Source organism: Gelidibacter sp., assembly GCF_035577925.1.
Taxonomy (GTDB): Bacteria; Bacteroidota; Bacteroidia; order Flavobacteriales; family Flavobacteriaceae; genus Gelidibacter.
The window spans coordinates 1-11,004 of sequence record NZ_DATJCY010000249.1 but is presented as its reverse complement, the minus strand read 5'-3'; the positions used below and the strand labels follow the sequence as shown (position 1 = coordinate 11,004).

The window sequence follows — 11,004 nt, the reverse complement described above, 5'->3', positions numbered from 1 at the left end:
AGGAATGCTATTAAAAGAAATAAAACTTGTGAATTTAAAATCGGAATTTTCAGCCATTTCTTCTACGACTCCCCTTACTTCGAAAGAAATTTCATCTTCGTAAATTATTGTTTTTCCCAAAACTTCTTCTGCATCGGAACCTGGAAAAAACAATTTTAAATCCCTCTCACTTAACACTATTTTATTGGGTGTATTTAAACTCTCTGGATTGCCAGAAAGCCAATGATGTGGATATATCGAAAAGTAATCGGAATTGGTGAGCACCACACCTTCCTCTTTATAAAAAGTATTTTCGTTGCCCTCTTTGTTCAGAATATGTACTTCAAAATCATACCATTCAAATAAAGGTATCACTTTTTCTATGCCCGTAATTTCGTCTTCCACAATCTCTATCAAAGGAGATTCCACTCCAGGAATATTAAAATCCCTATCTTCAATATCGCTCCAAACCACACGAAAAACTCTTTCTTTATGAAGTGCGTGTTTATCAAAACTCAATTCGTGCTGAACCGATAAATAAATAACTGCCACAGCACTGATACCAATAGCCAAACTGAGGATATTGATAACACTGATTAATTTATTCTTCCAAAGATTCCGAGAAGCTATTTTGATATAATTTCTAAACATGTCTTTTTTATTAAGTTTTTTATAGACCTAACAGTTCCGATAGCTATCGGAACTGTTAGGTCTAGTTTTTACTCCGTTCTCAAGCTTTTTATCGGATTGTTCCGTGCTGCTTTAAACGACTGAAACCCGATAGGAACAGCAGCAATGAGCACCACCAAAATGGCGGCAAACACAAAAACATCCCATGAAATTTGAATACGATAGGCAAAATCATTCAGCCATTCCGAAAAAATCCACCAACCCAACGGAATGGAAATCAGCAATGCCAAAAGAATTAATACAGAAAACTGTTTGGATAACAACTGTACGATTTCCAAAACACTGGCGCCTAAAACTTTACGCACCCCGATTTCTTTTTTACGTTGTTCTGCTGTAAAAGCTGCCAATCCAAACAAACCAAGACAGGCAATAAAAATGGCGAGAAAAGAAAATACCATTAAAATAGCTTCCGAACGATCATCAGCTTTGTATTGATTTTTTAAATAATCTTCTAAAAACAAATAATCAAAAGCCGATTCAGGAACTATTTTTTCAAAAATAGATTGTACTTGCTGCAAATAGGAACTTGCATTTTGCGAATTATAACTTATCAGCAAATCACTATAACCATCTGGCGCGTCATTCATTTTGTAAAATAGATAGCCACCAATATTTTCTTTAAGATTCCCGAAATTAAAATTCCGCACTACGCCTTTTATTTCTGCTTCCGACGACCAATGGATTGGAATTTTTCGCCCGATAGCAGCTTGCGGATTGCTATATCCCAGATAGGTTAAAATCACTTCATTTATCAAAACGTAAGCAGTAGAATCTCCTTTTGCAATATTTTTTGGTAGATCGTCACCAGCAAGCAGATGCAAACCCAAAGTAGAAACCACTGGTCCAAGACTATTATTGGAACTTATAGGCAAACCTTCACCAGAAGAATTTGGTTTAGAAACAGTTCTTCCACTTTCGCCACCTCCTGGATAAGTTTGCACAATCGTGACCTCGTGGGTTGCCGCCAGATTTCTAATTTCTTGTTGTAAGCTATTTAATTGCTCCGAAGATGAAATGCCACGAACAGGAATACTGAGCACTTTATGAGGTTGATATCCCAAATCTTTTTCCTTTACAAATTGCATTTGCTGATTCATGATAATCACACCAATAATCAGAATAATCGAACAGGTAAATTGAAAAACCACCAAACCTTTTCGGATGTTTTCGGATAGATTATTTCTTCCGACCCATTTTTTCATCAATCCGATAGCGGGCATTTTTGACATCACAAAAGCAGGATAACTTCCGCCTACTAAACTGATCAGCAACCATAATCCGATAAATAAAACCATATTATTTAAAGCTAATAATCGGGAAATCGTAAAATCATTATCAGTTAATGAGTTAAAAAATGGAAGTATCAAAACACTTAATAAAATTGCAAATAACACAGCTATAAAAGAAAGTGTAGCCGTTTCTATATAAAAGCGCCATCGAATTTGCTGTTTGTCGGCACCCAGCACTTTATTGATCCCTACTTCTTTGGCATTATTTTGAGAACGCGCCGTTGCCAGATTGGTATAATTTATGACCGCCATTCCTAAAATCAGAAAAGACAAAATAAAAAACATCCGAACGTGATTAATATTTCCCAATCTTGAAGAATAACCATGTGCAAGATCATTGGAATACAAATAAATTTTGGACAAAGGCTGTAGAAGAAATTCTGTAAAATACTGATCGCCTTTTTCGACATATTTATCAATTAATGCGGTGGCTTCTTTTTGAACTTTAGCAACATCAGCATTAGGATTTAACAGACAGTAGGTTTCATAACTAGCATTGGACCAATACACATTTTTGCCCATCCACGAATCTAAAATATTGGCGTAAAAAACACCTTCAAAACTTGTGTTTTCGGGTAGATCCTTAAAAACGCCTGCAATCGTAAAATTGTTTTTTTGATTGATGGTAATCTGCTGATTAATGGCGGGCTGATCACCAAAAATCCGTTGCCGTTCACTTTCTGAAATTACAATACTATTGGGTCTCTCAAAAGCCGTTGTGCTATTGCCTTCCAAAAACTCAAAATCAAAAAGTTCAAAAAACGCAGCATCTACCAGATAAAAATCATCTATTAAGAAATTCTTGTTGTCGCTTCGCAAAGATGAAGTTCCACCAAAATTATAACGTACCAAACGCGACATTTCTTCTACTTCTGGAATATCTTGCAACATTGCCAAACCTACAGAATTAGGTAGTTGTGTCCACTTCTCAAAATTATAGCTTTCAGAAGTTACCATATTTACCCGGTAAATATTTGCTCCTTTTGAAAAACTCGAATTAAAGCTCAGTTCCTCTTTGGCATAGGTCAACAAAAAAATAGCGACCACCAAACTCACCGCTAATCCGGAGATATTCAGAAGCGTAAAAAACTTGTTTTTTAGAAGGCTTCGCCATGCAATCCGGATATAATATTTAATCATAATTCTTGTTTTAAGTGTGCTATTCAGAGATTTACTCCTGCTGTAACTCTACATTTTTTACAGCACGTTCTTGCTGCATAATAATCTGTCCGTCCAACATTCTAACAATCCTATCGGCAAATTTGGCGTCGTGTTCGCTATGCGTTACCATCACAATGGTAGTTCCAGATTCGTTCAGTTCAGTAAGCATGTGCATCACTTCGTTTCCGTTTGTGGAATCCAAATTTCCTGTTGGCTCATCCGCCAAAATCACTTTTGGATTGGTCACCACAGCTCTTGCCACTGCCACACGTTGTTGCTGCCCACCCGATAATTGCTGCGGAAAATGATTACGACGGTGCATAATTTGTACTTTTTCTAAAACGGCTTCCACCATTTTTTTACGTTCAGCTTTCGGAACGTTGGTATAAATGAGTGGCAATTCTACATTTTCATAAACCGTTAATTCATCAATCAGGTTAAAACTCTGAAATACAAATCCGATGTTGTGCTTTCTCAATTCTGCGCGTTTGCGTTCATTAAAATGAGACACTTCGGTTTCGTTAAACAGGTAACTTCCACCATCAATATCATCCAATAATCCGATGATATTTAAAAGTGTGGATTTCCCACAACCCGAAGGTCCCATGACCGCCAAAAATTCTCCTTTTTTGACGTGCAATTTTATTTTACTTAATGCCAATGTTTCAATTTCTTCGGTGCGGTAAACTTTGTCTAGGTCGTTGATGTTTATCATAATAGTTTGTTTTTTTGATAGGAAATTCGCAAGTTTTAATGTCGAAAATCTTATTTATTTATATTTTTATCTTGTTAATGTTTTAGGAAATTCAAATGTTATTCGTCTCTCAGCATTTTGGCAGGATCGGTCAACGCTGCTTTTAACGCTTGTGAACTTATGGTCAGTAAAGCAATGAACATGGCCAACAATCCGATGGCTACAAAAAGTGTCCAAGGAATTTTTATGTGATATTCAAAATTTTCAATCCATGAATTCATAATCCACCATGAAATAGGAAAAGCAATCAGTGCAGAAAGTGCCACCAGTGCCAAAAACTCTTTATTGAGCATCATCACCAATTCTTTGACCGAAGCCCCAAGCACCTTACGAATACTGATTTCTTTAGCTCGGATTTCGGCAGAATAAGCCGCCAGACCAAATAATCCCAAGCAAGAAATAATAATGCACAAAATGGCAAAAACCTGTGATAAGCGTTGGATCAGCAATTCTGAATAAAATAAATCATTGAAGGTTTCATCCAAAAACTTGTATTCAAACGGATATTCAGGATTTTGGGATTTGATGACCTGCTCAATTTTGGCCAATGTTTGTGGTAAATCAGCAGATGCTTTGGTTTTTAGATACAAAACGCCAAAATTCTGTTCAAAAGGAAAAATAACTAATGGTTCCACTGCGGTGTAAACATCATTAAAGATAAAATCTTTGACAACGCCCGTGATGGTATACTGCTGACCATTCCTTTCTATAGTTTTTCCAGCAACCAAGCCATCTTCTTGGATTAATTTTGCCAACGTTTCATTGATTATTAAGGATAATTGCTCTTTGGTCAAATCGGTATAAAAATTTCGACCGTCAACTAGTTCCATTCCCAAACTCGGAATAAAATCGGCGTCAGCTGTAAGCATACTTATCAAAACCGAAGCATTGGGGTCTTTTCCTTCCCAGTCAAAACCGCTGGCATTCGATCCAATATTCAAAACATTGCTATTGGCCAATCCTACTTTATCAACAACACCAGTTGCCAATAACTGCGATTTTATCACCTCCAAATGTTTGTACATATCGCCTTTTAAAGACGTTGTAATTACTTGGCTTTTTTCAAATCCGATATCACGGTTTTTGGCATGTTGAATTTGCTGATATATGAGTACGGTAGAAATCATCAATACAATAGCTGCGGTAAATTGTAAAATGACCAATCCGCGTCGAATCATTCCGGCAGATCCTCCTTTTCGTTTTACACCTTTTAAAGCTGATAACGGGTTAAAAGATGATAAATAAAACGCCGGATAACTTCCTGAAACCAATCCGCATATAAAAATAATGCCCAATAAAAACCCAAGATGTAAAGGCGAAAAAAGTTGCATCATCAAATCCTTATCTACCATAGTATTAAACGGTTTCAAAAAGATCCAAACTAAAACTACTGCTACTAAAGTTGCCAAAATAGCATACACAAATGATTCTCCCAAAAACGAGCGAATCAAAGAACCTCTACCCGCTCCCATCACTTTTCGCATGCTCACTTCCTTGGCCCTTTTTTCAGAACGTGCTGTAGAAAGATTCATAAAATTAATGCAGGCAATCAATAAAACCACCCAAGCTATAAAACTGAATAAACGCACGTATTTGATTCTTCCTTCTTGCTCATTGCCCGATTTATCAAAGTTGTTGTACATTTTTAAACGGGTCATCGGATAAATAAAATTCTCTGAAGTATAGAAATCACTATTTACTTTCTTTTGAACAAAATCTTTTATTTGACTATTAATCGTGGCGATATCGGCATGCGGTTCGGTTTGGACCAAAGTGATAATACCGTTATTATTCCAGGTTTTTAGCCACTCATTTTTCTTTTCAAAATTTTCAAAAGGAACCAACCAATCAAATGCAAAACTGCTATTTTTAGGAAAACCCTTAACCACTCCCGACACTTTATAACTCTGATCGTTATCCAAAAGAATAATTTTTCCGATAACATCCACAGAACCAAAAAGTTTCTGGGCAGCAGTTTCACTCAAAACAATGTTATTAAGGTCGTTTAAAGCTGAATTTGAATCTCCACTTAAAAACTGAACAGAAAACATGTTTAAAAACCCAGGATCTACATACCGACCTTGCTGATAAAGACGTTTTTCGTCAACCGAAAATAATGCTTTGGTTCCCCAATCCAATCTCACTGCGGATTGGATTCCGGGAATTTCACTTTCAATTGCAGGCGCTAAAGGTCCTTGAGTTGCCGAAAACACAGCCACATTGCCATCAAAAAACTGTTTGGAATTTACAATATAAAGTGCATCCTTATTAGGAAAATCATTATAGTTGACTTCATCTTCTACCCAAAGAAAAATCAAGGAAGCGGCAGCAATCCCTACGGCCAAACCAAAAATATTCAAGAAACTATAACCCTTGGTTTTCCACAGATTTCTAAATGTTAGTGTTATAAAGTTTTTTAGCATTGTTGTTAATTTATTTGCGTTGTTAAAAAATTTTAATTCTCTTTTGGATTTAGCACACGACAAAAATCGGTTTTGCCCCTCCCGATAGCTATCGGGACTAAAGGGAGCCCAATTTTCCTTGATTCACCCTTTAGGGCAGGGGTAGAAAATCAAGGAAAATCCATCAAATATAATTTTTGTCGTGTACCAAGTCTTTTGATCTATTTAATATTCAATTGCTGAATTTTATCATAACCTTCATAACTTGAAATAATTACACGATCACCAGGCTGAAGACCATCTAAAATTTCATAATAATCAGGGTTTTGTCTGCCCAGTTGAATATCGGTTCGATAAGCCGTTTGACCAGATTTATCGATAATAAATAGCCAGTTTCCACCTGTTTGTTGATAGAACCCACCTTTTTTCAATAATAAAGCTGAAGTTTCATCACTCAGTGCCAAACGAATTTGAAGACTTTGTCCACGACGGATGGATTCTGGTGTTTTGTCGGCAAATTCAAAATCCACTCTAAATTTTCCGTCTTTTACCTGACTGTAAACTTTGGTGATTTTAAGATCGTAGTTTTCATCCTTCAATTTAAATTCTGCTTTCTGACCAATAAAAACACGATTAATATAATGTTCATCAATGTCGGCATTCACTTTATATCCGGTTAAAACATCCACTTGCCCCAAGCGTTCACCGGCATTTTTACTCTGTCCTATTTCGGCATCAAAAGACGTCAATTGCCCATCAACTGGCGCACGAACCACCAAATCGCCCACTTTTTGTCGCATCAATTCCAATGCACTTTGCGTTCTGTTATAAGTTTCCTGATCCTGAAATACTTTTTGAATGGACGAAGTAGAATCCTGTTTGAGGATTTGTTTGGTCAATTCTACTTTTTCCTTTTGGTACAGATATTCGTTTTTGCTCTTTAAATAATCTTGTTTACCAATAGCATCTTTATCAAATAATTTTTGATTGAGTTCATAAATCCGTTTGGCTTCAATCAATCCTTGTTCAACATCCGCCATTTGATTGCGGTTGGAAATAGAAACCTGCTGCGCACTCGTTTTTGCAATTTGCGCTTGCGTCAACAAATTCAGCACTTGGATTTCCTGATTCACCAAACTCAATTCCAAATCGGTATTGGACAGTTTTAAAATCGGATCTCCTTTTTTAAGAACCGCGCCATCTTCCACGTATTTTTCTTCAACTCTTCCACCCACAGAAGCATCCAAATAAATAGTACGAATGGGCAAAACGGTTCCATTCACCGGAATAAACTCTTGAAAAACAGCTTCCTTGACTTCAAAAATTGATAAGCGTTCTTTATCAACATTTAATTTCCGTCCGCCTTGCGTTCCTAAAAAGCTAAAAGCTATTAAACCAATTAATAATAGGGTAAAAACGATGATTCCAATGCGTTTTGCGTTCCATTTCTTTTTTTCGATAACTCGATCCATTGTGTAATAATATTATTTTTCAGATAGGACATAAGGAAAGTTGTGCCACAAATACAAATAGCTTATTATCAACAATATAAACAAAAAAAATACTATTAGGAGTGTTCGATATCGGACAGTTATTGTTCGATGGTGGACAGTATTCTTAATACAGATTTGAAAAACACGGTTGAAAATATTTTGATGAGAATAACTTCATTTTATGCACCTAAAGAAGCTAATGAAATTACATTTATTCTGTCCTGACGTGCGTAACTTATACCCGTTCCGGTGATTATGTTGAATGATTACTTTACATATTTAGAGAAAATTATTTTGTGAAATATAAACCTATTTGTTTTTTGATTAGCGAAGCCAATAGTGTTCTTAATTAATGCTTTGCTTTAATTTCTCAAAAAACACTTCATGATTACACTTCTAATAATAAAAACTTTAGTCTATAGAAAGCTTGTTTAGAAGAACGAATAATTTATAAAAAATCATTATATTGCATCAATATTGATGTCAATAAACACAAAAAACGATGAGAACTACGATAACTATTCCTGAAAGATTGATGGACGAAGCTATGGAGTTATCCAATGCTAAAACTAAAAATCAGTTGATCACAAAAGCATTGAAAGCTTATATTGATTCCATTAAAAGAAAAAGGTTAATTACTTTAAAAGGAACCTTTGATTTTGACATTGATTTGGACTCTTTAAGAGAAAGAAAAGATGTCGAATTATAAAATACTAATAGACAGCTCAGTGTGGATAGAATATTTTAAAAATGGAAATATTCAGTTAATGGATGATTTATTAAATGAAGGCTTTGCTTGCATTAATGATATTATCTTGACTGAGCTTCATCCCATTTTAAAACATCGAAATCGACTTGATATATTAGATGGATTATATGCCCTTGAAAAAATTCCTTTAAAAATTGATTGGGGAGCAATAAGAACTTATCAATTATTGAATCTTCAAAATGGAATTAACAAAGTAGGAATTCCCGATTTAATTATATTACAACAAGTCATTGATGAAAAAATAAGCTTATTCAGTTTTGACAAACATTTTAAGATGATGAGCAACCATCTAAATTTTGAAGTCCTAACAAATTGAGCAAAAACATTGTTAAAAACCTCAATCTCTAAATTTATTCCACGGTTTTCTCTTTTTTATTTAAAATCCACCGTTCAATTCCGAACACAACCTGTTCGATTCCGAACAATATTCAATTCCATAAAAACAATCAAAATACTGTAAATCAATAATTTAAATTATTGGCATAACAATCGCAAAAGCCTTTTCCAAAGATTCTAAATTATGTACAAACACATTATCCTTTGGATTATCAATACTGCTTTACTTCTAATTTCCACTTGGACTTTCGGACAAGATCATTGGTCGTTGGAACAATGCATTGAAATGGCTTTAAAAAACAATCCCGCAATCCATCGTGCTGAACTTCAATACGAACTCCAAAACATTGATAAACGCCAAGCTTGGCAAAATGCACTGCCTTCGGTCAATGGTAATATCGGACACAGTTGGAGTCAAGGGAAAAACATCGACCCGACCACCAATCAATTTATCGAACAAACCATTTCATCGGGCAATGCATCGCTTGGTGCTGGCATGTATTTGTTTAACGGATTCAAAATTTTTCATGACATTAGAAAGCAAGCCGCTGCTCATAAAGCGGAAAGTTTAAATTATGAAGCTCAGAAAGAAACCTTGATTTTGGATGTGATTGAAGCTTATATCACGGTTTTAACAGCCAAAGATTTATTAGAGCAAGCTGAAAATCAATTATTACTAACGCAGGAACAGTTTGAACAAGCAGAAACTTTATTTGAAGAAGGCAATATCGATCCGGGTGATTATCATGATCTTAAAGGTGCTTTTAGTGAAAATAAAAATGTGGTATCGACCTCCGAACAACATCTTTTTCACAGCCGTATTAGATTGGCCGGACTTTTACATCAATCTGTAGAGAAACTGTCAGAACTTAAACCTTTAACGGTTATGGAAACTTCTATTTCTACAACTTCCGAATTGTTTGAAACCGGAAAACAACGTCCATTTTATGCGCTGTGGGATTGGCGCATTAAAGAAGCAAAACAGAACATCAGAATGGCGCAATCGTCCTATTATCCGTCACTTTCCTTAAATGCTGGAATGAGTACACGTTACTCAAATTCGAGTGATGTGAAATTTTGGGATCAGAATGAAAACAACTTGGGAAAATATCTTTCGTTAAATCTCAACATTCCTATTTTTAATGGTTTTACGGTTAGAAATACGGTTAAAAAGGCAAAACTGAATTTTATGGATGTCGAATGGCAAAAGGAAATTGTGGAAAATAATTTGCGCGAAGCCACCTCCAAAGCAGTTTTTGATTTGACAATGACCGAAAAAAACTATCAAAACTTAGTAGAGCAAGAAACGAATTATCAGGAAAGCTATCGCGTTGCACAGACAAAATTTGATTTGGGCGCCAGCAATTCGGTGATGCTTTTAACTGCAAAAAACAAATGGGAAAACAGTAAAAACCAAATGGTTATCAAGCACTACGAATGGATTTTACAAACCTATTTGAATGCTTATTATTTGGGGAAATTGGAGTTTTGACAGGAACCATATCACCTGATATTTAATAAAAATGCCTTTGTTTTGACATAAAATAAAGCGAATATTGCCATTGTTTTATAGCGTCCTTTAAATTGATGAATTTACCTACTACTTGCAAAATAAATAGTAAATTATATCGGCTTTTTTATTTCAAAATTTATCGGCACTAGTTAAAACCTTTTTTGCTCTATGAAAAACTCCACCATACTTATTGTTGATGATGATAAAGACCTGCTGACAGCTGTAAAAATTCTGTTAGGTCCAAAAACCAAAAAGATTCTGACCGAAGGTAATCCGGAAAATCTCCGAGCTATTCTTGAGCGTGAAAAAGTGGATGTTGTGCTTTTGGATATGAATTTTAAAAGCGCACTCAACACCGGAAATGAAGGACTTTTTTGGTTGAGAGAAATCAAAAGTAAATTCCCTAAAACCGCTGTAGTGATGATTACAGCGTATGCGGCGATTGATTTGGCGGTGAAATCCTTAAAATTAGGCGCCTCAGATTTTATTGTAAAACCTTGGCAAAACGAACAATTGCTCAACACTTTAGCCGAGGCCTTAAAACAAAATAAAACTTCGGAAGCTTCTATTTCGACGAAAAGCATTTATCCTGAAAATCCCATTATTGGAACCTCAGCC

9 protein-coding genes are annotated in these 11,004 nt (G+C 35.4%); 4 read left to right on the top strand and 5 right to left on the bottom strand.

Annotation, left to right across the window (positions count from 1 at the left end; translation table 11 throughout):
* From VNJ50_RS10030 to VNJ50_RS10010, 5 genes are all read right to left on the bottom strand, one after another.
* On the bottom strand, window positions 1–630 hold a 630-nt coding region (locus VNJ50_RS10030), incomplete at its 3' end, for an ABC transporter permease (protein ID WP_325581458.1).
* Between the two features lie 68 nt (window positions 631–698).
* On the bottom strand, window positions 699–3,098 hold the full coding sequence (locus VNJ50_RS10025; RefSeq protein ID WP_325581456.1) for an ABC transporter permease: 2,400 nt from the start codon (window positions 3,096–3,098) through the stop codon (window positions 699–701).
* A gap of 31 nt (window positions 3,099–3,129) precedes the next feature.
* The gene (locus tag VNJ50_RS10020) at window positions 3,130–3,834 is read right to left on the bottom strand and encodes an ABC transporter ATP-binding protein (RefSeq protein WP_325581454.1); all 705 of its coding nucleotides are present in this window, start codon (window positions 3,832–3,834) and stop codon (window positions 3,130–3,132) included.
* A 98-nt stretch (window positions 3,835–3,932) separates the two neighbouring features.
* On the bottom strand, window positions 3,933–6,296 hold the full coding sequence (locus VNJ50_RS10015; protein ID WP_325581452.1) for an ABC transporter permease: 2,364 nt from the start codon (window positions 6,294–6,296) through the stop codon (window positions 3,933–3,935).
* Between the two features lie 200 nt (window positions 6,297–6,496).
* Complete coding sequence (locus tag VNJ50_RS10010) at window positions 6,497–7,747, bottom strand: efflux RND transporter periplasmic adaptor subunit (RefSeq protein ID WP_325581450.1); 1,251 nt, start codon at window positions 7,745–7,747, stop codon at window positions 6,497–6,499.
* 523 nt (window positions 7,748–8,270) lie between these two features.
* Here VNJ50_RS10010 and VNJ50_RS10005 point away from each other — a divergent pair.
* The 4 genes from VNJ50_RS10005 to VNJ50_RS09990 all read left to right on the top strand — a co-directional run.
* Entirely contained in the window at window positions 8,271–8,477 is a 207-nt protein-coding gene (locus tag VNJ50_RS10005; RefSeq protein ID WP_325581449.1) for a type II toxin-antitoxin system VapB family antitoxin, read from the top strand.
* Complete coding sequence (locus tag VNJ50_RS10000) at window positions 8,464–8,853, top strand: PIN domain-containing protein (protein ID WP_325581448.1); 390 nt, start codon at window positions 8,464–8,466, stop codon at window positions 8,851–8,853. The genes VNJ50_RS10005 and VNJ50_RS10000 overlap by 14 nt, the downstream gene beginning before the upstream one ends.
* A 204-nt stretch (window positions 8,854–9,057) precedes the next feature.
* Window positions 9,058–10,365 carry a TolC family protein gene (locus VNJ50_RS09995; RefSeq protein ID WP_325581446.1) on the top strand — a complete coding sequence of 436 codons (1,308 nt, stop codon included), beginning with the start codon at window positions 9,058–9,060 and terminating at the stop codon, window positions 10,363–10,365.
* 189 nt (window positions 10,366–10,554) lie between these two features.
* The coding region (locus VNJ50_RS09990; RefSeq protein WP_325581444.1) for a response regulator at window positions 10,555–11,004 on the top strand (450 nt) is incomplete at its 3' end.

Excerpts from the sequence above, each read along its gene's own strand:
- VNJ50_RS10025 (WP_325581456.1), bottom strand. The coding sequence starts at position 3,098 with ATGATTAAATATTATATCCGGATTGCATGGCGAAGCCTTCTAAAAAAC.
- VNJ50_RS10020 (WP_325581454.1), bottom strand. The coding sequence starts at position 3,834 with ATGATAAACATCAACGACCTAGACAAAGTTTACCGCACCGAAGAAATT.
- VNJ50_RS10015 (WP_325581452.1), bottom strand. The coding sequence starts at position 6,296 with ATGCTAAAAAACTTTATAACACTAACATTTAGAAATCTGTGGAAAACC.
- VNJ50_RS10010 (WP_325581450.1), bottom strand. The coding sequence starts at position 7,747 with ATGGATCGAGTTATCGAAAAAAAGAAATGGAACGCAAAACGCATTGGA.
- VNJ50_RS10005 (WP_325581449.1), top strand. The coding sequence starts at position 8,271 with ATGAGAACTACGATAACTATTCCTGAAAGATTGATGGACGAAGCTATG.
- VNJ50_RS10000 (WP_325581448.1), top strand. The coding sequence starts at position 8,464 with ATGTCGAATTATAAAATACTAATAGACAGCTCAGTGTGGATAGAATAT.
- VNJ50_RS09995 (WP_325581446.1), top strand. The coding sequence starts at position 9,058 with ATGTACAAACACATTATCCTTTGGATTATCAATACTGCTTTACTTCTA.